We start from the raw sequence: 20,606 nt of genomic DNA on the forward strand, positions 1-20,606 counted from the left end.
GCCGGCGGCGCCAGCGACTCCCTCGCACGCGCTTCTCGCGCCCAGTGGGCGCTCGAAGGCGCGCGCCACCGCACCGCCGGGTTCATTTATAAGCGATCGTCGCCCTCGCTCAAACGCGTTTGAATATCTCATCACCGCTGACGAACTGCAACACTCACTCTCGCTATCGATCACGCTACCAAGAGAATCTGTGAAATGAGCGACGCCGATTGACGCCTCCCGATCGACGGGTGGCCCTCCACGACTTTTTAACCGTCCGGGTCCACCACTCGCGGTATGGCGAAGTACTCGACGGGCGGTGGCGGCGGCGACGACGACGGCGACGCCTGCGAGCTCTGCGGGCGCGAGACCACGGATCTCAAGCGGGCCACGGTCGCCGGGGCGAAGCTCCTCGTCTGCTCCGACTGCCGTCCCCACGACGACGCCGGCAACGCGCCCGGCGGTCGCGGCGGGTCCGGCGGATCGGGCGGCGGCCGCGGCGGAAGCTCCGGCGGCAGTTCCGGCGGCGCCAGCGCCGACTCGACCGGGACGGAGAGCCGGAAGAAGGAGATTGCCCGCAAGCAGGCGAAGATGTACGACTCCGCGACCGGCGACTCAAAGCACTGGGAGGAGGGCGGGACCAACTACGAGTCCGACCGGCTCCCGTACCTCGTCTCCGGCTACGGCGACGACGTGGCGGCGGCGCGACAGGACGCCGGACTCACGGTCGAGGAGCTGGCCGAGGAGCTCGACGTCGACGAGGACGACCTGTTCGCGGTCGAGGACGGCCGCGCCGCGACCGCGGGCGTCGGCGGCTCCGTCGTCCGCGCGCTCGAAGAGCGGCTCGGCGTCGAGATCGTCGACGAGTGAGTCCGTGAGCTGATCCGATAGGAACTCGTCGCCCCCGCCGCGAGCCGAAACGACCAATTCCGCGGCGGACCACCGTCGGGTAATGAAGGCGATCAAGGACAGCGTCCACGGCCACGTCCGGCTCGGCGACCTCGCGACCGAGCTGGTCGACACGCCCGCCTTTCAGCGGCTGCGCCACATCAAACAGCTGTCCACCGTCCGGCTGGTGTACCCCTCCGCGAACCACACCCGGTTCGAGCACTCGCTCGGCGTCTACCACCTCGCGCGCGGCGCGATAGACGGGTTCGGTCTCGGCGACGACACCGCCGCCCACGTCCGCGCGGCGGCGCTCCTCCACGACGTTGGCCACGGCCCCTACGGCCATCAGACCGAGGGGATCATCCGGCGCGCGACGGGGCGCGACCACGACGACATCGCGTGGCTGCTAACCGACGCCGACCGCGACGTGTGTCAGGTTCTCGAACGCAACGGGCTGAACCCGGAGCGCGTCGCCTCGCTGATCGCGGGCGAGGGCGGGCTGGGCGCGCTCGTCTCGGGCGAGCTCGACGTGGACCGGATGGACTACCTCGTGCGCGACGCCCACCACACCGGGGTCCCCTACGGCACGGTCGACACCGGCCGACTCGTCAACGAACTCCGGCTCGCCGGAGAGGGCGAATCGGGCGGCGACGACGCGCCGAGCGGGGGCGCCGCGGCCAACCTCGAGGACGCGGAACTGGTGCTCGCGGAGGGGAACGTCCCCACCGCCGAGAGCCTGCTCGTCGCCCGGTCGCTGATGAACGCCGTGGTGTACCGCCACCACGTCTCGCGGGTCGCCGGCGCGATGTTGGAGCGCGCCTGCGAGCGCTACCTCGACCGGACCGACACGGACGCGCGGGCGTTCCGCCGGATGGCCGACCACGACCTCCTCGTCGCACTCCGGGGAGAAGTCCCCGCGCTCGGGGAGCGGATCGAGCGCCGCGACCTCTACAAGCGGGCGGTGTGGGTCGGGTTGGAGGACGTGCCGGCGGGCACCGTCGACGCCGGCCACGCCGAGGAGCGCGCGGCCGAACGCGAGATCGCCGAGGCGGTCGGGATCGATCGCGACGAGGTCGTCGTCGACGTGCCCTCCCGTCCGGGACTGAAGGAGTCCGGTTCGACCGTCGTCGTCGACGGCGTCCCCCAGCGGCTTGAGGACGCCTCGGAACTGGTGGCGGGGCTGCGCAGCGCCGAGCGCCGCCGCTGGACGCTCGGCGTCTACTGCCCGGCCGAGCACGTCGACGCGGTCGGCGAGGCGGCGCGCGACGTGCTCGGGCTCCGCGGCGTGGGCGCGGGGAGGTAGCGGCTCTGCGGACGTGGCGACGGCGGCGCGGGGACGTGGTCGTTCAGTCGCTTCGCGGCGCGGGAACCGCGAACACGGGGCGGTCGGTCCCGAGGATCACGTCCTGCGTCACGCTCCCGAAGACGGCCTTCCCGGTCGGGCGCCGCTTGCGGCCGGAGACGCAGATCGAGTCCGCGTCGATGTCGGTGGCGGCCGCGAGTAGCTCGTCAGAAGGCTCGCCGCTCGCCTCGTAGTGGACGCAACTGATCCCGGCCGCTTCGAGCACCTCACGCGCGCGCCGCACCGCCGAGACTTGGTGGACCGAGGCGCCCTCGGGGTTCTCCTGAAACACGTGACACAGATGGGCGGTCACCGCGTCGTCCGCCGTCGGGAGGTCCGCGATCGCCTCCGCCTGCGCGACCGCGCGTCGGTCCTCCGCGTTGTCGATCCCGATGAGTACGTCGTACATGGTCGACCGTTCGGGTACTGCACGTATAAATCGTGCCGGCCGTTCCAAATTTCGGCAATGGACCGAATCCCGGTGGCGCGGGGCGCCCGCCGGACGCGAGGCCGCTCCGGTGGCGCGGGGCGCTTTTATCCCATGCGGCCGAACGTCGACGCATGATCACGGTCAAGGACACCGTCCACGACCACATCGAGATCGACGGTGTCGCCGCGGCCCTCCTCGACACCCCCGCCGTCCAGCGCCTCCGACACGTCAAACAGCTCGGCACGGTCCAGCTCGTCTATCCCTCCGCGAACCACACCCGCTTCGAGCACTCGCTCGGCGTCTACCACCTCGCCAGCCGGGCGCTCGACCACCTCGGGATCGAGGGCAGGCGCGCGGACCGGATCGAGGCCGCGGCCATGCTTCACGACGTGGGCCACGGCCCGTTCAGCCACAACCTGGAGTCGCTCACCCACCGCCGCACGGGGAAGTACCACGACGACGTCGACGAGCTGCTCGCGACCGGCGCGGTGGGGGACGTGCTCCGCGACCACGACCTCAACCCCGAGCGGATCGCCGGGCTCGTCGCCGGTGAGGGGCCGTACGGCGGGCTCGTCTCGGGCGAGCTCGACGTGGACCGCATGGACTACCTCGTGCGCGACGCCTACCACACCGGGGTCCCGTACGGCACCATCGACACCGAGCGGTTCGTTCGCGAGCTGACGTTCGTCGACGTGGGCACCGGCGAGAACGAGCTCGTGTTAGACGAGGGGAACGTCCAGACGGCCGAGAGCCTCCTCTTGGCGCGCGCGCTGATGAACCCGGTCGTCTACACCCACCACGTCGCGCGCATCTCGAAGGCGATGTTGCGGCGGGCCGCGAGCGACCTGCTCGACGCGACCCAGACGACCGCGGCCGGGCTGCGCCGGATGGACGACCACGACTTCCTCGCGGCGATCCGGAGCTGCCGGGAGACGACCGAACTCTCCCGGCGCTACGACGAGCGCGACCTCTACAAGCTCGCGGTGTGGGCCGAGCACGACGACGTGCCCGAGCGCGTCCACGAGGCCGACCGCGACGCCGAGACCGCGCTGGAACGCGAGATCGCCGAGGAGGCGGGCGTCGCCCGCCAACACGTGATCCTCGACGTGCCCCCGGAGCCGTCGATGCGGGAGTCGACTGCGCGCGTCACCGTCAACGGCGAGGTGCGTCGGCTGGAGCGTCAGTCCCCGCTCGTCTCGGCGCTCCGGACCGCCCAGCGCAACCAGTGGCGTCTCGGCGTCTACGCACCTCGGCCCGCGACCGACCGCGTCGGGCGGGCCGCCGCCGACGTGCTCGGGCTCGATCCCGACGGACTCGTCGCGGAGGTGCGCGGGGCGATGCCGACGACGCTCGACGAGTTCCGCGACGGGGCGTGACCGGCGGAGCGTGACCGAACGAGGCGTGATCGGGCGAGCCGCACCTCTGTCGTGACCTTTTACTCCCGCGCTGGCGACGCTCGGGTATGCACCTTGAAGGGACCGTTATGGTCGGTTCGGAGTTCGAGCCGGTCGAGGGACGGGTCGTCGTCGCCGACGGCGAGATCGTCCGGATCGAGGAGCGCGCGGTCGAGTCCGACGACGTGATCCTCCCGGCGTTCGTCAACGCCCACACCCACATCGGCGACTCCATCGCCAAGGAGGCCGGCGAGGGGCTCTCACTCGACGACTTGGTCGCGCCGCCGGACGGGCTCAAACACCGCCTCCTGCGCGAGGCGAGCCGCGAGGCGAAGGTCGCCGCGATGGCGCGGAGCCTCCGGTACATGGAGTCGACCGGGACCGGTACGTTCCTCGAGTTCCGCGAGGGCGGCGTCGAGGGCGTCAGCGCGCTCCGGGACGCGGTCGCGGGCGAGGGCGTCGACTTCGGTGAGCGCGCGATCGAGCCGGTCGTGTTCGGCCGCGACGACCCGGACGTGCTCTCGGTCGCGGACGGGTACGGCGCCTCCGGCGCCCGCGACGCCGACTTCGACGCGGTGCGCTCGGAGACCCGCGAGGCCGGGAAGCTGTTCGGGATCCACGCCGGCGAGCGCGACGCCGACGACATCAACGCCGCGATGGACCTCGACCCCGACTTCCTCGTCCACATGGTCCACGCCGAGGGGATCCACCTCGAACGGCTCGCCGACCGCGGCACCCCCGTGGTCGTCTGCCCCCGGTCGAACCTCGTGACGAACGTCGGGGTGCCGCCGATCCGCGACCTCGCCGAGCGGACGACGGTCGCGCTCGGCACCGACAACGTCATGCTCGACTCCCCGTCGATGTTCCGCGAGATGGAGTTCGCCGCGAAGCTCTCCGACCTCCCGGCGAGAGCGATCCTGCGGATGGCGACGGTGAACGGGGCCGAGATCGCGGGGCTGAACCGCGGCGTGGTCGAGCCCGGCGCGGACGCCGATCTGCTCGTCCTCGACGGCGACTCCGACAACCTCGCGGGCGCGCACGACCTCGTCCGCGCGATCGTCAGCCGCGCCGGCGCGGCCGACGTGTCCCGCGTCGTGATCGGGGGCGAGCCGGCCGGGAGAGAAACGGTTTAGTCGCTGGCTCGTGCCCGTCGGGGCATGCACGCGATCACTCGATCCGGCTGGATCGAGGTCATTTCGGGATCGATGTTCTCGGGGAAGACGGAGGAGCTGCTCCGGCGGCTCCGGCGCTCGGAGATCGCCGGCCAGTCCGTCGCGGTGTACAAGCCCGCCGTCGACGACCGCTACGGCGAGACGACGATCGGGACCCACAACGGCCGGCAGTGGGACGCGACCGTCGTCGACAACGAGGGCGACGGCCCGCTCGCGATCCTCGACGACCCGTACCCCGAGGTGGTCGCGGTCGACGAGGCGAACTTCTTCTCCGACGCGCTGGTGGAGGTGTGTAACGCGTTAGCAGACAACGGGACCCGCGTGATCGTCTCCGGCACCGACCAGACGTTCCGCGGCGAGCCGTTCGAGCCCCTCCCGGAGCTGATGGCGACCGCCGAGTACGTCGACAAGCTGCAGGCGATCTGCTCGCAGTGCGGCGAGCCCGCTTCCCGGAACCAGCGGCTGATCGAGGGAGAGCCCGCCCACGTCGACGACCCGACGATCCTCGTCGGCGCCGAGGAGTCCTACGAGGCGCGGTGTCGCGACTGCCACGTGTTGCGGACCGGCGAGCGCTCGGAGGGCGATCTGGCGTACCTGACCGACGAGTGACCAATCTCCGGGCTGGACGCTACCGCTCCGGGTCGTCGTCGTGGTACCGCTCCGGGAGGAACGGCAGCAGCGCGGCCGGCGCGTGTGGGGCGACGGCCGCCGCCACGTCGGCGAGGTGGCGGCGGACGACCGTGTACGCGACGGCGACGGCGAGCGTGCCGAGCACGATCTGCCGGAGCCGCCCGTTGACGAGGTACAGGAGGGGAATCGACAGGCCGACCGACAGCGCGAGGTCCTCGACCGCGCCGTCGTACCGCACGAGCCGTCGCGGGGCGATCCACCTCCCGCGGTAGTGATCGTACACGGCGCGGTCGGAGTTCCCCTCCCACGGGCGCAGCTCCAACCCGCCGCCGTACATGTCGGCGGCGCTGTGGACGGCCGCCCCGAGCAGGAAGAGGGCGGCGCCGACCGTCGCCGTCGACGGCGCGACCAGGGCCGCGAGGAGGGCGAGCGCCGCGAACAGGCCGTAGTACACGGGGAAGTGGAGAGTCTTCCGGTGGCCGACGTACATGTCGAGGTCCGGGAAGAGCCCTCCGAGGAACCCGGCGACGAAGCCGATCGGCGCCAGTTCCGGGGCCACGCGCACCAGCGGCGTGGCGAGCAGCATCCCGCCGAGCACGTGGGTCGGGAGCATCATCGTGGCGTAGCTCAGGCGACAGATCCGTATTAACGTGTCGGCGGAAAGACCAACGCGGACGGTCCGGCAGTACTCACACGTCCCGACGCTCGAACAGCGCCTGCGAGAGGATGAGCAGACCGACAAACGCGACGAGGAGGATCGCCGAGTCGATCGCCTCGAAGGATCCCCCGATCAGGATCGGCGTGGGCTCGTAGTACTGCGTGGGGCTCAGGTACTGAATCCAGTCGTACGCCTCGGCGCCGCCGATGACGGACTCGAGGAGGTACAGGACGAAAACGGTGCCGACGGCCCCTCGCTCCGCGATCGCAGCGCGATCGACGGCGACCGAGAACGCGAGGCCGATCCCCGAACAGACGAGCAGGAACGGGACCGATAGCAGGTGCGCGAGGAACAGGTTATCGAGCGGGATCGTCTCCCCGACGGCGACGACGGACAGGTAGATGATCGGTCCGCCGAGGGCGTTGACGGCGATCATGGGAACGAGCAGCGCGGCGAACTTCTCGACGAGCAGCCGGGACCGCGTGATCGGGAGCGATAGGAAGATGTCCATCCGTCCCGTCTCGATGTCCCTCGCAACGGTACCGCCGCCGACGTACGCGAAGTACAGCCCCAGCCCGAGCAGCCAGACGAAATTAAACACCTGCGCGCCGAGGAACCCCTCGATCGTCGACAGGCTCTCGATGCCGAACGCCTCCAGCATCGCCGGCGGCAGATCGCTGAAGACGTCCTCGTAGCTGACCCCCTCTAGAACCGTAAAGTACCAGACGATGAACCCGGCGTACGCCCCGACGGCGACCGTGAGTATCGCGGCGCCGCGGAGCCGCCGTTTCCCCTCGTACCGAACCGTTTCAAACATCCGTTCCCCCCGCTCTGTCGGTTTCGTCGCCCGTCTCCTCGCTTCTGTCCCCTCCGTCTGCCCCCTCTTCGCTCCCGTAGTAGTGAGTGAACACGTCCTCTATCGGGGGTTCGCCGATCTCAACGTCCCGAATATCGTGAGTCGCGAGTTCGCGGAGAAGCGCGTTGACGTCACCGGCGTAGATGAACTGGACGCCCTCGGCGAACCGTTCGGGTCCGACGACGCCATCGAGAGCCGTTATGGCGGCGACCGCGGCGTCACCCGCGTGGACGCGCACGTGCTTTCCGCTCCGGTGGAGCAGGGCTTCGACGTTCTCGAGCTCGACGAGGGACCCGGCGCGGAGGATGCCGACGCGGTCGCAGACGCGTCGCACCTCGCTCAACACATGCGAGGAAAAGAACACGGTCGTGCCGCGCTCGCGCTCGTCTCGGATGAACTCGTTGAACGCCTCCTGTTTGAGCGGATCGAGCCCGGCGGTGGGCTCGTCCATGATCACGAGGTCGGGATCGTGCATGAACGCCTGCACCAGCCCGAGCATCCGTCTGTTTCCGGTCGAGTATTCCCGTATCGGTCGCTCGATCGGAGGAGTGAACAGCTCTAACATCTCGTCTCGACGACGATCGCCTTTCATCTCGCCGTGGTAGTCGAGCACCGTCTCGCCGGTGACTCTCTCCTCGAAGCCGAGGTGCGCCGGGAGGTACCCTATCCGACGCTTGGCGTCGGTCAGCGCGGCCTCGTCTCGAATGTCGGCGCCGAGCACCTGCGCGGTCCCCGAAGTGGGCTTTAACAGCCCCAACAGCATCCGTATCGTCGTCGACTTCCCCGCGCCGTTGGGGCCGAGGAAGCCGAACACCTCCCCTTCGTTCACGGTGAACGAGACGGCGTCGTTCGCCACCACGCTCCCGTAATCCTTCGTGAGTTCCTCGACGACGAGCGGGTGATCGGAGTCACCGGACATAGAACCACCACGCACCGGCGGCGACGAGGAGCAGGAGGACGATCAACACGCCCGCCTCGATGGGGATCGCGCCGCCGGACGACTCGACGACTGCAACGGCGACCGTCGCGGTGTCGCCGGTGACGCGGACCCCGGTGGGGTCGGTGTATGCGACGTCGACGCTCGCCGGGTATCGACTCGCCGGCGCGTCGCCGTCGACCGAGAGGTCGAACGCCACCCGCCCCGTCTCTCCGGGCGCCAGCGACGGGATCACGGTCGTCCGGAACTCGCTTTCCAGCGGCGCGTCGGCTGCGAGTCGCAGTTCGATGTCCCGGAGTTCGACATCGCGACGGTTCGTCACGTCGAGCCGCAACACGCCGTCCCCGCCGGCCGCGAACTGCGGGTCGACCGGCTCTACCGTCACCGCGTCTCGGCGTTCAGCGACGGGAACGCGCACCGACTCCCGGGTCGTCCGCTCCGTGTCGGCGACGCTCCGATAGCTCGTCGCGAGAGTCAACTGCTGGGGGACCGAGTCGGCGCTCGCCGGGACCTCGCCGCGGAACCGGAAGGCCGCGGTCTCGCCGACGGCGAGGTCGCCGACGGCGTACCGCGGACTGCGGGGGGCGAACGCCCCGTCGCCGACCGCGAGAACGACTCCTCGAACGTCGGTCGGTCCGTCGTTGCGGATCGTCCCGCTGACGCTTCCGTTCTCGCCGACGCGAAGCGTGGCGTCGTCGACCTCGACCGAGAACGACTGCTCGGCGAGCGGTCTGACCCCGACCGGTATCCCCTCCTGAGCGCCGCGGATACCGTCTACGTCGGTGTACCGGACGGTACCTGTGAGGTCGAACGACTCCGCGGCGGCGTCCGGACTGACGCTCGCCGGAAACCTGACCGTCGCGTTCTCCCCGGGATCGAGTCGGTCGATCTGCGCGGTGTTCCGTTCCGTCTCTCCGAGCGCGAGATCGGGGCCGTTCGCGACGAGTTCGACCGACAGATCGCGGGCGACCTCGCCGCCGACGTTGGTCACGTTCGCCGTCAGGGTGCCGGCGTCGCCGACCTGCACGTCCGTGTCGACCGTCCGCATCGCGAACCGGGGTCCGTCGTCGACGGTCACCGATACCGACTCGGTCCGCGTCCGCGTTCGGTCCTGTACGACCCCACTCCGCGGGGCCGAGAGGTGCGTGTACGAATACTCGAGCCGCACGTCGAGCGAGTACGTTCCCGGCTCCGCGTCGGCCGGGACCCTCACCGAGACCGGCACCTCACGGACCGCCCCGTCTCCGATCGACCCGACGGCGAACCGGTCCGTCTCGACGACGAGCGGAGAGCCGTCGTTCCGAACGTCGACCACGACGCTCCGCGCGGTCGTGACCGTGTCTCTCCGGAGGCCGGACCCCGCGTCCACGTCGCCGTCGTTCGCGATCTGCACCGTGAGATCGGCCGTCGTCCCCGGCGACACGGTCGAGTCGGGGAGGAACACGTCTAACTCGGGCTCACCGCGGACGAACGGTGGCTCCTCTTGTGCGACCGCGAGTCCAGCGAACGCACCGGCCAGGAGCGCGACCGCCGCGAGGAGGGCGAGCGATCGTCGAGACATTCACGCCCCCCGACCCTCGACCGTTTCGCACCCATCGGCGAGATGCACCGACTGCGAGCGGGAGCGATGAGATCGTGTCATATGTCAAATTCTATTCGCCGATTTATATACTTACTCGTGGCCAAGGCGGCGGGCTAACTCCACCGGTACCGGGACAGCGACCTTATGCCGGTGGAAGCCGGTGACGGCGTATGCTCATGACGCCGGGACCCACCGCGGTCCCCGCTCCCGTCCGCGACGCGATGAGCCGCGAGCTGATCAACCCCGACGTGGACCCCGAGTTCCACCGGATCTACGACCGGCTGACCGACCGGCTGGCGACGGTGTACGGGGTCGGTCCGGACGGCGGCGCCCGGGACGACGAGCGGAGGGGCAACGGGAGTGCGCTCGCGGCGTCGACGCGCGACGTGGTCGCGCTCGGCGGCGAGGGTATCCTGGGACTGGAGGCCGCGGTCGCCTCGCTGGTCGAGCCCGGTACCGAGGTGCTGTGTCTCTCGAACGGGCTCTACGGCGACGGCTTCGCCGACTTCGTCGCGGACTACGGCGGCGAGGCGACGGTGGTGTCGGCCGACTACGACGACTCCCTCCCGCTCGCGGAGCTGGAGTCGGTCCTCGCGGACGGCGATCGCGAGTTCGAGGTCGCGACGATGGTCCACTGCGAGACGCCGACGGGGACGCTCAACGACCTCGGACCCGCGCTCAACCTCCTGGAGGCGGCGGACGGAGAGATCTGCACCGTCGTCGACGCCGTCTCGTCGCTCGGGGGCGTCCGAGTGCCGACCGACCGGATCGACGTGTGTCTCGGCGCCTCCCAGAAGTGCTTCAGCGCGCCGCCGGGACTCGCCACCGCCGCGATCAGCGACCGCGCGTGGGCGGCGATGGCGGAGCGGGACCCGCACTCGCTGTACGCGAACTTCCTCCCGTGGCGCGACACCGCCGAGGGGTTCCCGTACACCCACCTCACGACCGAGGTCGTCGCGCTCGACGCGGCGCTCGGGCTGTGGCTGGAGGAGGGGCTCGACGCGGTGCGAGAGCGACACCGGACCGCGGCGGCGCGGTGTCGCGAGCGCGGCGCGGCGCTGGGGCTGGAGCCGTATCCGGACCCGGAGCGCAGCTCGCCGACGGTGACGGCCTTCGAGGTTCCGGGACGGGCCGCGGCACTTCAGGAGACGCTCCGCGAGGAGCACGACGTCCTCCTCGCGACCGGACTCGGCGACTTGGCGAACGATGTCCTGCGGATCGGTCACATGGGACACAGCGCACGGGTCGAGCGCGTCGACGAGGCGATGGACGCGCTCGCGGGCGCGCTGTAGGGGGCGGCGAGGCGGCGGGGCGGTGACCCACCGGAGCCCGACGCGACCGCTCAGGGGCCGGCCGTCTCGATGCCGGCCTCCTCGACGACGCGCTTCGCGTGGCGCGTGGCGCGCTCGCGGACCGCGTCGGCGTCGATCCCGACGTGCTCGCCGTCGTCGTACCGGACCCGGCCGTCGACCATCGTGAAGACCACGTCGTCGCCGTGGGCGGCGTACACCAGGTGCGAGAGCGGGTCGTGGAGCGGGGTGGCGCGGGTGCGGTCGGTCGTGACGCCGATCAGGTCGGCGCGCTGGCCCTCCCGAAGGGTGCCGAGCCGGTCGAAGCCGGCGGCGCGCGCGCCGTTCGTCGTCGCCATCTCCAGCACGGTCGGGGCCGGGAGCCGAGTCGGGTCGCGGGCGTCCACCTTCCCGAGCAGACTCGCCTGCCGCATCTCGGTGAACGGATCGAGCGTGTTGTTGCAGGGCGGTCCGTCGTTGCCGAGCGCGACGGTGATCCCGCGGTCGAGGTAGTCCTGCACGGGGGCGATCCCCGAGGCGAGCTTCATGTTCGAGGAGGGGCAGTGGGTGACGACCGTGTCGGTCTCGGCGAGCACCTCGCGCTCGCGCTCGTCGGTGTGGACGCAGTGCGCGAGCGTCACGTCCGGCCCCGTCAGGCCGACCTCGTCGAGCCAGAGGACGTTCCGCTTCCCGGTGTCGGCCTCCACCGTCTCGATCTCCTCTTTGTTCTCGCTGGCGTGGGTGTGGATCGTCACCCCGTCGTGGCGGTCGGCGAGTTCGCGGCACCCGCGGAGGCAGGCCTCCGAGCAGGTGACGGCGAACCGCGGCGTCACCGCGTAGCGCACCCGCCCGTCGGCTGCGCCGTGGTACTCTTCGATGAGCGCCTCGCTCTCGGCGAGCGCGGCGTCGGTGTCCTCCAGCAGGCCCTCGGGCGAGTCCCGGTCCATCAGCACCTTCCCGAGCCGCGCGCGGATTCCCGTCTCGACCGCGGCCTCGAAGGCCTCGCCGGCGTGGTTGACGGAGAGGTGGTCCACGACGGTCGTCGTCCCGCTTTCGAGGCATTCGAGGTATCCCAGTTCGGCGGCGGCCCGGGTCGCGTCGGCGTCCATCGCGGCCTCCATCGGGAGCACGGCGTCGAACAGCCAGTCGAGGAGAGCGGCGTCGTCGGCGATCCCCCGGCCGAGCGACTGCACCGAGTGCACGTGCCCGCCGACCAGTCCGGGCGCGACGAGGTCGAGCTCGCGACGCTCGTGGTCGGGGTACTCGTCGCGAAGGGGCTCGGCGTCGCCGACCGCGGCGATCGTCTCGCCCTCGACGACGACGGCGCCGTCGGGGATCACGGTCTCGGGGTCGGCGATGACGGTTCCGGCGATCAGCATGTCCGTCCGTTCCTGACGGTCGCCTCTTAAGAGGGTGTCCGTTCGGATCGATCCGCCGAGACCGGCACGTCGCCGCTGTCTCGCGCTCTCTCACTCGAACTCCACGTCGCGCTCCCGCTCACGGTCGGGTCCGTCGTCGGCGCGGTTCGTCAAGCCCTCGGTCTCCAAGAGGCGGTCGAGCTTCCGCTCGAACTCCTCCTCGCCGATCTCCCCGCTGGCGTATCGGTCGCGCAGCGTCGTCAGCGGGTCCTCGGCGGACGCCGCGTCGGCGGCGTCGGCCGCGGGCTCGGCGAGCGGGAAGTCCTCACCGAGCAGCGCCACCAGCGGGATGAGCACGAGGAAGCCGAAGATGAACGTGGCGGGGATCAGCGCTCCCAGTACTTCCGGGAGGAGGACGGCGAACAGCGCCGTGAATCCGAACGAGAGGATCGCAAGGAGTCCGATCAGGCGCTTCTTCTCGAACGTCGGGAGGGCCATGTCGTATAGCGTTCGACGAACCAACAAAAACGTACTGCCGGAAGTCCGTGGGCCGAGTCGACGGCGTCCCCGTCCGCAACCGACGGCTATTCGGTCCGGCCGCTCTCATCCGAACCCGTGCTCAGATACGTGACGACGAACCCCGGGAAGGTGCGCGAGGCGGAGCGCTACCTCCGGGACGGCTCGGTGGAGCGGCTCGACTTCGACTACCCGGAGATTCAGGCGGCGGAGCTCGGCCCGATCGCCGCGCAGGGCGCCCGAGCGGCGTACCGCCACGCCGGCGAGCCGGTGCTGGTCGACGACGCGGGGCTGTTCGTCGAGGGGCTCGACGGCTTCCCCGGCCCGTACTCCTCGTACGTCGAGGAGACGCTGGGAGTCGAGCGCGTCCACGAGATCGCCGCCGACCTCGACGACCGCCGGGCCGCGTTCCGGTGCGTGCTCGGCTACTGCGACGGCGACGGGTTCGCCGCGAGCCCGGACCCGGTCGATCGCGGGGACCGGGACGCGGCCGCGGCTGCGGAGCCGGACGGGAAAGGCGAGGACGGCGAGGGGAAGAGCGGACGCGGCGGCGCCGAGACCCTCCCCGTCAAGCTGTTCGAGGGGTACGTCCCCGGGCGGATCGTCGCGCCGCGCGGGGAGGGCGGGTTCGGCTACGACCCGATCTTCGAACACGACGGCGAGACGTTCGCCGAGATGGATACCGACCGGAAGAACGCGGTGTCGCACCGCGGTCGCGCGTTAGAGAAGTTCGCGGAGTGGTACGCGGATCGGTGACGAGCGCCGAATCCGAGCCTACGCCGCCGCGTCCTCGATCGCCGCGGCGAGGAGGTCGCAGCCGAGTTCGATCTCGCGCTCGGTGACGTCGAGCGGCGGGAGGACCCGGAGCACGTCGTGGCCGCACGAGAGCGTGAGCAGGCCGCGGGAGAACGCCTGTTTCATGACCGCGTCCCGGCGCTCCTTCGAGTCGAACTCCACCGCGAGCAGCAGCCCCTTCCCGCGCACGTCGTCGACGCCCGGCAGGTCGGCGTCGCGCATCGTCTCTGTGAACTGTCGGCCCCGGACCGTGGCGTTGTCCATTAGGTCGTGCTCGCGGATCGCGTCGAGCGTGAGCGCGCCCTGCGCGGAGGCGACGATGTCGCCCGCGCCCCACGTCGAGGAGAGCCGGCTCTTCTCCTCGGGGAACACGTCCGACCGGGAGATCGTCGCGCCGACGCGGAGCCCCTTCGCGCTGGAGATCACGTCGGGTTCGAGCGCGTAGTGGTCCGAGCCCCACAGCTCGCCGGTGCGGCCGACGCCCGACTGGATCTCGTCGGCGATCAGGGTGATGTCGTGTTCGTCGACCAGGGCGGCGACCTCGTCGGCGAACGCCTCCGAGGGGAACCGGTAGCCGCCCTCGCCCTGGATCGGTTCCATGATGAGGTAGGCCACGTCGTCGGGGTCGATGTGGCCCCGGTCTGGGTCGAGCTTCCGTCGGAGCTGCGAGACGCCGTCGGCGAAGAAGCCGCACGAGCACGTCTCGGCGGTGCAGGTCCGGTCGTCGCAGAAGGGGACATCGTGGACCCCGCTTATCTCCGGGAAATCGCGGCGGTAGACGGACTTGGAGCGGTTGAGCGAGAGCGCGCCGAGCGTCCGGCCGTGGAACGCGCCGTCGAAGGTGATGGCGTGCTTCGCGCCGCCGGAGTCGTCGTACGCGATCTTGATCGCGTTCTCGACCGCCTCCGCCCCCGAGTTCGAGAGGAAGACGGTGTCCATGTCGTAGTGCGCGGTGATCTCCGTGAGCCGGTCCATCAGCCCGGACGAGCCCGGGAGCCCGTCGCCGGGCGACTCGCCGCCGGCGACGTAGAAATCCTGGCCCGCGATCTTCAGCGGATCGACGAGGTCGAACTCCGCGAGCGGCTCCATAATCAACGGGTTGTTGTACCCGAGCGGCGCGGCGGCGACGTGGCTGGTGAAGTCCATGAGGACGTTGCCGTCGACGTCGGTGCAGAACGGCCCCTCGGCGGGCGCGGTGCGGTCCCAGACGAACTCGTAGACGTACGTGCTCGGCGCGGCCGACTCGTGGTGGTACGCCACCCACTCCCGCGCGTGCTCGCCCGGGAGGTCGGTCACGTCGGGCGCGGCGGTGTCGCGATCCATGCCGGCGCGTGGCTCTCGGGGAGAATAAAGTCAAGGCGATCCCCGCCGAGTTGGAGAAACGTCCAACACCTCGCTCGGAACGCCGAGCGGCGGGCGAAACCCCCGAGCGGAACTGGCCGTGCGAACCGGCAGATCTGCCGATGCGGGACGGGAGAGCGCGGAGGGGACCGGAGACCGCGGAGAGGGTCCGAGAGAGGAAGCGACGGGGACCGATAGCCACGGACCGCCGGACCCGCGGGCGGGACGACCGGTCAGTGGTCGACGTACTGCGTCTCCCACTCGGTGCGGGCGTCGATCTCGCGTCGGCCGCGTCGGGTCAGCGTGTAGTAGTTCGTGCGCCGGTCGCGCTGCCCCTTCTCGACGAGCCCCTTCTCGACGAGCGTGTCGAGATTGGGATAGAGCCGGCCGTGGTGGATCTCCTTCTCGTAGTAGTCCTCGAGCTCCTCCTTGATCGCGAGTCCGTGAGGCTCGTCCAAACCGGCGATCACGTAGAGCAGGTCACGCTGGAAACCTGTGAGGTCGTACATGCAACGGTCCGTACATACCCATCCTGAATAAATAAATATACCGTTATGAAGAGCATTCATCTACTCGACACCCCTTCGCAGTGCGCGGATTCCACGAGAACAGTTCTGTCAAGGGATCAACTATCTAACCGTGTCGCGCCGCGATCGGACCTCGAAAGGTCCCCTCGCTCGCCCGACACGCGCACGAACGGCGAACACAAGACGGCGAACGACGAACGGACGACAAACAGCTCCCGGACGAACTAGCGCGGCTGCTCTCCGAGTCAGAGTCAGGTCGGAAAGAGGCACGCCCGACGCGGAAAAAAGCCGCGTCGGGCGTGCCATTGGTCCCCGCTGACGCTTCGGCCCTCCAGACGAAGCGTCACATGTTCATACAGGGTACCGACTGATAAACCTAACGAGCGCGCGCTACATGTGTTCTTCTTCTAACACCCAGCCGAGCGCGCGCCGGTAGTGAGTGAACAGCTCCTCCACGCCGCGGTGCTGCATCTCCTCGTCGTCCAGCTGCTCGCAGAGGAACTCGTACTGCTCGCGGACTTCCGCCTCGTCTCGCATGGGCGTCCGTAGGCGCCGCCGCGACATAGTGTTGTGGCCGCCGCCGTCGGCGGCGTCAACCCCTTCTCGTCCGATCCCGGCAGCTCGCCCGCTACTGCAGCCGATAGCGCAGGATCGCGGCGATCCCGCCGAGGTTCGAGAGCTGCTGGCCGGGGTCGAACTCCGAGGAGAAGACGACCACGTCGCCGCCCTGCTGTTCGACCGACTCGATCACCTCGTTGACGTCGATCGACCAGTCACCCTCGCCCTGCCGCTCTTTCCGGAGTCGCTCGTCGACCACGAGGAGGGTCTCGATCGCGCCGAACTCGGCGGCCTCGGCCACGTCTTTCGGACCGTACGTCGCCTTCGCGCCCTGCGCGATCTCGGCGGTGAGGTCGTCGATGAGCGTCGCTTCCTTCGAGATCCGAGTCTCCTTCTGGACCTCGTCGACCGCGCCGCGCTTGAGCACCTCGTGGACGCCGCGGTCGCCCGCGGCCGAGGTGTCGACGGTGGTGATTCGGTCGGCCAGATCGCGGTGTTCCTCCTCGATATAGTCGAGCGCGTCGGTCTTCGTGAACCCCGGCCCGGCGAGGATCACCGCGTCGGCGTCGAGGTGCGCGAGCGCCTCGCCCAGCTCGGCGAACAGCTCCTCGCGCGGCCGCGAGTAGTCGCCCTTCCCGGTCGGCTTCGTGAAGGAGGCGTACTCCTCCGTGCCGTACTGCTGGACGGTGTGGACGTAGGCGGCCCCCTCCTCGACGGTGGCGATGGCCACGTCGGGGTTCTCGGCGGCCTCGGTGGCCTCTTCCAGCCGCTCGGTCTGATCCGGCTTGAAGCGTTTCTCCACCGTGATCTCGTCGTGCTCCTCGACGTTGAGCGTGTGATGGGCGTTGAGCTGGTCTTCACGGGAGCAGCCGACGATCACGCCCGACACGCGGAGCCGGTTGGCGAACCGGGCGAACTCCACGTCGTCGACCTCCAGCGTGACGAACAGGTGCTCGCGCTGGCCGCCGGTGTCCCGCATCTGGTCGTCGTTCCGCTGGATTCGGCGGGTGGTGTCCCCCTCGACGAGGTCTCCGGGTTCGAGGACGTGCGCGAGGTGCCAGAGGTCGTCGACGTTCTCGGGGACGAGGGTGAGCCGCTCTCGCCCCTCCTCGCCGTAGCCCCGATCGGTGATGCGCATGCCCGAACGTCGCCCCGGCCGCGTATCAACGCTTGTCTTTCGGCTCGGCGACGTCGACGTCCCACTCGAACCTGTTGCCAGCCGCGTCGTCAGGGGCGTCGACCGCGTCGTCAGGGGCGTCGACCGCGTCGTGGATACCGGTCGCGCCATCCGCGCCGCGCCCGACCGTCTCACCGTCGGGCGCGTACCAGTCGAACCCGCCGTCGGCCCCGACGGCGTCACCGGGCCGGTTGAGCGCGGCGTCGTCGTCGCGCGCTCCTTCGGCTCCCGTCTCGTCGACCCCCGCCTCGCCGATCGGGACGGTCCGCCCCGTCTGCACCGCCGGCGGGGTTTCCGGGGTCGGTGGGCGTGCGAGGTCGATCGACCGCTCGGCAGCCGCCGCTCCGCTCGGGTCGGTCGTCCCGCCCTCGTCACCCGCGTCGACGACCTCCAGCGTCGTCCCCGCACCGCGCCCGTACAGCCCGTGGACGGCGACTCGGACGACGAAGACGAGCGGGATTCCGACCACGATCGGAACGAGCGGCCCCGCCAGCGCGTAGCCGGCGCCCAGCGTCGCGGCCGCCACGAGCCACGCGGTCGCGTACTCGCCGGAACCGGTGACGCGGGTGACGCGCCGCGGCCGGAACCCGTCGCGGAGGCGCCCGGAGGCGGCGAACGCCGCGAGCGCCGCCGGTCTGACGTACGCGAACGCGAGGAGGTACGCCGCCGAGACCGCGCCGACGAGCCCGCCCGCGGCCCCGACGACGGCCGCCACGCCCCCGTCTCCGAGGGCGGTTCGGACCGCGTCGACGGCGGGAGCGGGGTCGACCACGCCGGACCCGAGGGCGCCGAGCGCGAGGGCCGCGAGCGCGATCCCCGCCCCGAGCGGCGCGAGGAGAACGGCGCTCAGGAGCGCGGACTTGACCCCGTCCCGGTAGAGCTCGTTCCACGCGACGAAGGCGGGCGCGCCGTCGGCGTTCCCGGACCCGATCCCTGCGGCGAGAACGCGGACGAGGTACCCGCGGGCGACGAACGCGGGCGCGAGCGCCAGCGGGGCGAGCAGGACGAGCGGGGGGAAAAGCAGCGTGCCGCCGACCCAGACCGGGGCGAGGACCCACGTCAGCAGCGTCAGGAGCCCGCCGACGACGATGACGCCGGCCGCGTCGGCCGAGCGCGTCAGCGCGGTTACCGTCCCCCGGAGCATATCGGACCCTGTCACGCGATACTGATAAAGGGTGCCCGGAACCGGAGGCTTGTCCCCGGACCACGGACCGGTTTCGACCCGACCGATCACCGACTAAACTCCCTCCCGAGAATTTATATAATTTCATGGAGTAGTATCGACCGGCCGCGCGGGACAATCGTGTGCCTCTGACAAGACCGATCCCGGCCGTCGATCGCGACGGCCACCATCCCCGTCCGCGGCTTTCGGCGCGATCCGCCCTCCGAGCGACGGCGTCGCACGGGCGCCGGTACCGATTTATCTCGCCCGGACGTGGGTCGCGTATGACCGGTGACGAGCGGACGACCGAGGTGGAGCCGACGCTCCGCAGCTACGGGATCAGCGTCGAGGCCGTCGACGGCGGCGACCCGCTGGATCTCACGTACATGACGGCGTTTCCCGGCCGCGAGGTGCACCGCGGCGAGATCGGGCGCGCGCTCAACGCGCTCATCGCCCGCGCCGAGGCCGACGCGTGGGACCCCGTTCGAGTCGAGGCGACCGTGGTCCGCTCGCCGGGCGACGTGCTCGGGACGTGGCACGCGGAGGCGGCGTGGTTCGAGGAGCTGATCGCCTACGAGATCAGCGAGACCGAGTTCTCGACGCGCGTGCTGGAGACGCTGACGCACGCGGACGCCGAGGCCGACGGATCGGTCGCGGACGGTGAGCCCGCCGAGCCCGGGGACGAAGCGTGACCCGCAGAGATCCGGTGAACCGCGCCCAGCGCCGGCTCGACCGCCCGCCGCGCGAGCGGTTCGCCACCCGCGAGCTCGCGTTCGACGCCGACGGCGACGCCTGTCGCGGCACCCTCTACCTGCCGGGCGGCGACGGCGAGGACCCGCCGATCGTCGTGATGGCGCCGGGGCTCGGCGCGGAGCGGAGCTTCGGCTATCCCGCGGTCGCGGAGCGGTTCGCCGACGCGGGCTACGCGGCCTTTCTCTTCGATTACCGCGGGTTCGGCACCTCCGACGGCGACTCGCAGCTCGTCGACCCCGCGGGCCAACGCGCGGACTACGCGGCCGCGATCGACCGTGTCCGTCGGATCGATGCGGTTGGCCGCGATCTGGTGCTGTGGGGCGCGTCGCTGTCGGCCGCGCACGTCCTCACGCTCGCGGCGGAGCGGCGCGACCCCGACGCCGTCATCGCCGCGGTCCCGATGCTCGACGGGCGAGGGATCGCCCGGCGTCGCGGCGGGCGGTACCTCGTGCGCTCCGGGATCGCGGGCGTTCGCGACCTGCTCGGCCACCGGATCGGCCGCGGGCGGACCGTCCCGATCATCGGCGGGACCGAGGAGCTGGCGGCGATCACGGAGCCCGGAACGAAGCGGAAGTACCTCGATCTGGTCGACCGCGAGTCGCGGTGGCGCAACGAGACGCCCGCTCGGTCCCTGCTGAGGGTGGCGAACTACCGACCGGTGATGCGGCTCGACGAAATCCGGGCGCCGACGCTGCTTCTGGCCGGCACCGACGACGCCATCGTCGACAGCGAGGCGGTCGTCGACGCGGGCGAAACGCTCTCGCGCGGCACCGTCGTCACCATGCCCGCGGACCACTTCTCCCCGTTCGGCGAGGACTTCGAGCCGGCGATCGGTCACCAGCTCTCGTTCCTCCGGGACGCCCTCGACTGAGAGGCGCCCGCCGGCGGCGCTCGCTCGCCCGCGTCGCACCGCGTCCGTTTTTAAGTATCCGCGGGCCGGACGCGCAGGCATGACCGCTATCGCACTCCTGAGCGTCGCGCCGGTGATCGAGGGGAGCATGGCCGGCGAGGTCGCGAAGGCCGTCGCCGCGCTCGACGAGTTCGACGTGAGCTACGAGACGAACCCGATGGGGACCGTGATCGAGGCCGACGACGCCGAGACGCTGTTCGCGGCGGCCGCGGCCGCCCACGACGCCGTCGACGGCGACCGCGTCTCGACGGTCCTGAAGATCGACGACAAGCGGACCAGCGACGGGACCGCCGACGAGAAGGTGACCGCGGTCGAGGAGCGGCTCGGCCGAGAGGCGAAGCGGGAGCGGTGA

General features: G+C 70.5%; 22 protein-coding genes. 10 read left to right on the forward strand and 12 right to left on the reverse strand.

The genetic code is table 11. The features are described 5' to 3' along the window. The first annotated feature begins 276 nt into the window (after positions 1-276). On the forward strand, positions 277-849 hold the full coding sequence (locus ESO89_RS16310; RefSeq protein ID WP_128906492.1) for a helix-turn-helix domain-containing protein: 573 nt from the start codon (positions 277-279) through the stop codon (positions 847-849). An 82-nt stretch (positions 850-931) separates the two neighbouring features. Continuing rightward, positions 932-2,170, forward strand: coding sequence for an HD domain-containing protein (locus tag ESO89_RS16315; protein WP_128906493.1), 1,239 nt, complete (start codon positions 932-934; stop codon positions 2,168-2,170). Between the two features lie 43 nt (positions 2,171-2,213). Here ESO89_RS16315 and ESO89_RS16320 read toward each other — a convergent pair whose 3' ends face one another. Further along, the gene (locus ESO89_RS16320) at positions 2,214-2,618 is read right to left on the reverse strand and encodes a universal stress protein (RefSeq protein ID WP_128906494.1); all 405 of its coding nucleotides are present in this window, start codon (positions 2,616-2,618) and stop codon (positions 2,214-2,216) included. Between the two features lie 152 nt (positions 2,619-2,770). On the opposite strand from ESO89_RS16320, the gene ESO89_RS16325 reads away from it, so the two are divergent. From ESO89_RS16325 to ESO89_RS16335, 3 genes are all read left to right on the forward strand, one after another. After that, positions 2,771-4,015, forward strand: a complete 1,245-nt coding sequence (locus ESO89_RS16325; RefSeq protein ID WP_128906495.1) for an HD domain-containing protein — start codon at positions 2,771-2,773, stop codon at positions 4,013-4,015. Positions 4,016-4,101: 86 nt separating this feature from the next. Next, positions 4,102-5,166, forward strand: a complete 1,065-nt coding sequence (locus ESO89_RS16330; RefSeq protein WP_128906496.1) for an amidohydrolase family protein — start codon at positions 4,102-4,104, stop codon at positions 5,164-5,166. A gap of 24 nt (positions 5,167-5,190) precedes the next feature. Continuing rightward, positions 5,191-5,814, forward strand: coding sequence for a thymidine kinase (locus ESO89_RS16335; RefSeq protein WP_128906497.1), 624 nt, complete (start codon positions 5,191-5,193; stop codon positions 5,812-5,814). A 19-nt stretch (positions 5,815-5,833) separates the two neighbouring features. On the opposite strand, the gene ESO89_RS16340 is transcribed toward ESO89_RS16335, so the two are convergent. The 4 genes from ESO89_RS16340 to ESO89_RS16355 all read right to left on the reverse strand — a co-directional run bounded on the left by ESO89_RS16340 (position 5,834) and on the right by ESO89_RS16355 (position 9,847). Next, complete coding sequence (locus ESO89_RS16340) at positions 5,834-6,451, reverse strand: metal-dependent hydrolase (protein ID WP_128906498.1); 618 nt, start codon at positions 6,449-6,451, stop codon at positions 5,834-5,836. Positions 6,452-6,524: 73 nt separating this feature from the next. Further along, positions 6,525-7,310, reverse strand: coding sequence for an ABC transporter permease subunit (locus ESO89_RS16345; protein WP_128906499.1), 786 nt, complete (start codon positions 7,308-7,310; stop codon positions 6,525-6,527). Next, the gene (locus ESO89_RS16350; RefSeq protein WP_128906500.1) at positions 7,303-8,268 is read right to left on the reverse strand and encodes an ABC transporter ATP-binding protein; all 966 of its coding nucleotides are present in this window, start codon (positions 8,266-8,268) and stop codon (positions 7,303-7,305) included. Before ESO89_RS16350 ends, ESO89_RS16345 begins: the two co-directional genes overlap by 8 nt. After that, complete coding sequence (locus tag ESO89_RS16355) at positions 8,258-9,847, reverse strand: COG1361 S-layer family protein (RefSeq protein ID WP_128906501.1); 1,590 nt, start codon at positions 9,845-9,847, stop codon at positions 8,258-8,260. The genes ESO89_RS16350 and ESO89_RS16355 overlap by 11 nt, the downstream gene beginning before the upstream one ends. A gap of 191 nt (positions 9,848-10,038) precedes the next feature. Here ESO89_RS16355 and ESO89_RS16360 point away from each other — a divergent pair, with 191 nt between their 5' ends. After that, positions 10,039-11,160, forward strand: coding sequence for a pyridoxal-phosphate-dependent aminotransferase family protein (locus ESO89_RS16360; protein WP_128906502.1), 1,122 nt, complete (start codon positions 10,039-10,041; stop codon positions 11,158-11,160). 50 nt (positions 11,161-11,210) lie between these two features. Here ESO89_RS16360 and ESO89_RS16365 read toward each other — a convergent pair whose 3' ends face one another. Further along, positions 11,211-12,536, reverse strand: a complete 1,326-nt coding sequence (locus ESO89_RS16365) for a 5'-deoxyadenosine deaminase (protein ID WP_128906503.1) — start codon at positions 12,534-12,536, stop codon at positions 11,211-11,213. A 90-nt stretch (positions 12,537-12,626) separates the two neighbouring features. Continuing rightward, positions 12,627-13,013, reverse strand: coding sequence for an SHOCT domain-containing protein (locus ESO89_RS16370; protein ID WP_128906504.1), 387 nt, complete (start codon positions 13,011-13,013; stop codon positions 12,627-12,629). A gap of 117 nt (positions 13,014-13,130) precedes the next feature. Between ESO89_RS16370 and ESO89_RS16375 the strand changes: the two genes are divergently transcribed. Further along, positions 13,131-13,787, forward strand: coding sequence for a non-canonical purine NTP pyrophosphatase (locus tag ESO89_RS16375; RefSeq protein ID WP_128906505.1), 657 nt, complete (start codon positions 13,131-13,133; stop codon positions 13,785-13,787). Positions 13,788-13,805: 18 nt separating this feature from the next. On the opposite strand, the gene ESO89_RS16380 is transcribed toward ESO89_RS16375, so the two are convergent. The 5 genes from ESO89_RS16380 to ESO89_RS16395 all read right to left on the reverse strand — a co-directional run bounded on the left by ESO89_RS16380 (position 13,806) and on the right by ESO89_RS16395 (position 18,573). Then, positions 13,806-15,149 (reverse strand): aminotransferase class III-fold pyridoxal phosphate-dependent enzyme, encoded by a 1,344-nt coding sequence (locus tag ESO89_RS16380; protein ID WP_128906506.1) that lies wholly within the window; start codon positions 15,147-15,149, stop codon positions 13,806-13,808. Between the two features lie 251 nt (positions 15,150-15,400). After that, positions 15,401-15,676 carry a PadR family transcriptional regulator gene (locus ESO89_RS16385; protein WP_128906507.1) on the reverse strand — a complete coding sequence of 92 codons (276 nt, stop codon included), beginning with the start codon at positions 15,674-15,676 and terminating at the stop codon, positions 15,401-15,403. A gap of 408 nt (positions 15,677-16,084) precedes the next feature. Then, complete coding sequence (locus tag ESO89_RS18670) at positions 16,085-16,231, reverse strand: hypothetical protein (protein ID WP_164932823.1); 147 nt, start codon at positions 16,229-16,231, stop codon at positions 16,085-16,087. A gap of 91 nt (positions 16,232-16,322) precedes the next feature. Continuing rightward, on the reverse strand, positions 16,323-17,390 hold the full coding sequence (locus tag ESO89_RS16390) for an mRNA surveillance protein pelota (protein ID WP_128906508.1): 1,068 nt from the start codon (positions 17,388-17,390) through the stop codon (positions 16,323-16,325). A 25-nt stretch (positions 17,391-17,415) separates the two neighbouring features. Continuing rightward, positions 17,416-18,573, reverse strand: a complete 1,158-nt coding sequence (locus ESO89_RS16395; protein WP_128906509.1) for a DUF4013 domain-containing protein — start codon at positions 18,571-18,573, stop codon at positions 17,416-17,418. A gap of 302 nt (positions 18,574-18,875) precedes the next feature. Here ESO89_RS16395 and ESO89_RS16400 point away from each other — a divergent pair, with 302 nt between their 5' ends. The 3 genes from ESO89_RS16400 to ESO89_RS16410 all read left to right on the forward strand — a co-directional run bounded on the left by ESO89_RS16400 (position 18,876) and on the right by ESO89_RS16410 (position 20,606). Beyond that, positions 18,876-19,283 carry a hypothetical protein gene (locus ESO89_RS16400; RefSeq protein WP_128906510.1) on the forward strand — a complete coding sequence of 136 codons (408 nt, stop codon included), beginning with the start codon at positions 18,876-18,878 and terminating at the stop codon, positions 19,281-19,283. Further along, positions 19,280-20,215: an alpha/beta hydrolase gene (locus tag ESO89_RS16405; protein ID WP_128906511.1), complete on the forward strand. Its 936-nt coding sequence runs from the start codon at positions 19,280-19,282 to the stop codon at positions 20,213-20,215. The genes ESO89_RS16400 and ESO89_RS16405 overlap by 4 nt, the downstream gene beginning before the upstream one ends. A gap of 79 nt (positions 20,216-20,294) precedes the next feature. After that, complete coding sequence (locus ESO89_RS16410; RefSeq protein ID WP_128906512.1) at positions 20,295-20,606, forward strand: thiamine-binding protein; 312 nt, start codon at positions 20,295-20,297, stop codon at positions 20,604-20,606.

The sequence above is a fragment of the Halorubrum amylolyticum genome (assembly GCF_004114995.1).
GTDB classification, from domain to species: Archaea; Halobacteriota; Halobacteria; order Halobacteriales; family Haloferacaceae; genus Halorubrum; species Halorubrum amylolyticum.

Bases quoted from the DNA above. Each gene is read 5' to 3' on its own strand.
- ESO89_RS16310 (WP_128906492.1), top strand. From the start codon at position 277: ATGGCGAAGTACTCGACGGGCGGTGGCGGCGGCGACGACGACGGCGAC.
- ESO89_RS16315 (WP_128906493.1), top strand. From the start codon at position 932: ATGAAGGCGATCAAGGACAGCGTCCACGGCCACGTCCGGCTCGGCGAC.
- ESO89_RS16320 (WP_128906494.1), bottom strand. From the start codon at position 2,618: ATGTACGACGTACTCATCGGGATCGACAACGCGGAGGACCGACGCGCG.
- ESO89_RS16325 (WP_128906495.1), top strand. From the start codon at position 2,771: ATGATCACGGTCAAGGACACCGTCCACGACCACATCGAGATCGACGGT.
- ESO89_RS16330 (WP_128906496.1), top strand. From the start codon at position 4,102: ATGCACCTTGAAGGGACCGTTATGGTCGGTTCGGAGTTCGAGCCGGTC.
- ESO89_RS16335 (WP_128906497.1), top strand. From the start codon at position 5,191: ATGCACGCGATCACTCGATCCGGCTGGATCGAGGTCATTTCGGGATCG.
- ESO89_RS16340 (WP_128906498.1), bottom strand. From the start codon at position 6,451: ATGATGCTCCCGACCCACGTGCTCGGCGGGATGCTGCTCGCCACGCCG.
- ESO89_RS16345 (WP_128906499.1), bottom strand. From the start codon at position 7,310: ATGTTTGAAACGGTTCGGTACGAGGGGAAACGGCGGCTCCGCGGCGCC.
- ESO89_RS16350 (WP_128906500.1), bottom strand. From the start codon at position 8,268: ATGTCCGGTGACTCCGATCACCCGCTCGTCGTCGAGGAACTCACGAAG.
- ESO89_RS16355 (WP_128906501.1), bottom strand. From the start codon at position 9,847: ATGTCTCGACGATCGCTCGCCCTCCTCGCGGCGGTCGCGCTCCTGGCC.
- ESO89_RS16360 (WP_128906502.1), top strand. From the start codon at position 10,039: ATGCTCATGACGCCGGGACCCACCGCGGTCCCCGCTCCCGTCCGCGAC.
- ESO89_RS16365 (WP_128906503.1), bottom strand. From the start codon at position 12,536: ATGCTGATCGCCGGAACCGTCATCGCCGACCCCGAGACCGTGATCCCC.
- ESO89_RS16370 (WP_128906504.1), bottom strand. From the start codon at position 13,013: ATGGCCCTCCCGACGTTCGAGAAGAAGCGCCTGATCGGACTCCTTGCG.
- ESO89_RS16380 (WP_128906506.1), bottom strand. From the start codon at position 15,149: ATGGATCGCGACACCGCCGCGCCCGACGTGACCGACCTCCCGGGCGAG.
- ESO89_RS16385 (WP_128906507.1), bottom strand. From the start codon at position 15,676: ATGTACGACCTCACAGGTTTCCAGCGTGACCTGCTCTACGTGATCGCC.
- ESO89_RS18670 (WP_164932823.1), bottom strand. From the start codon at position 16,231: ATGCGAGACGAGGCGGAAGTCCGCGAGCAGTACGAGTTCCTCTGCGAG.
- ESO89_RS16390 (WP_128906508.1), bottom strand. From the start codon at position 17,390: ATGCGCATCACCGATCGGGGCTACGGCGAGGAGGGGCGAGAGCGGCTC.
- ESO89_RS16395 (WP_128906509.1), bottom strand. From the start codon at position 18,573: ATGCTCCGGGGGACGGTAACCGCGCTGACGCGCTCGGCCGACGCGGCC.
- ESO89_RS16400 (WP_128906510.1), top strand. From the start codon at position 18,876: ATGACCGGTGACGAGCGGACGACCGAGGTGGAGCCGACGCTCCGCAGC.
- ESO89_RS16410 (WP_128906512.1), top strand. From the start codon at position 20,295: ATGACCGCTATCGCACTCCTGAGCGTCGCGCCGGTGATCGAGGGGAGC.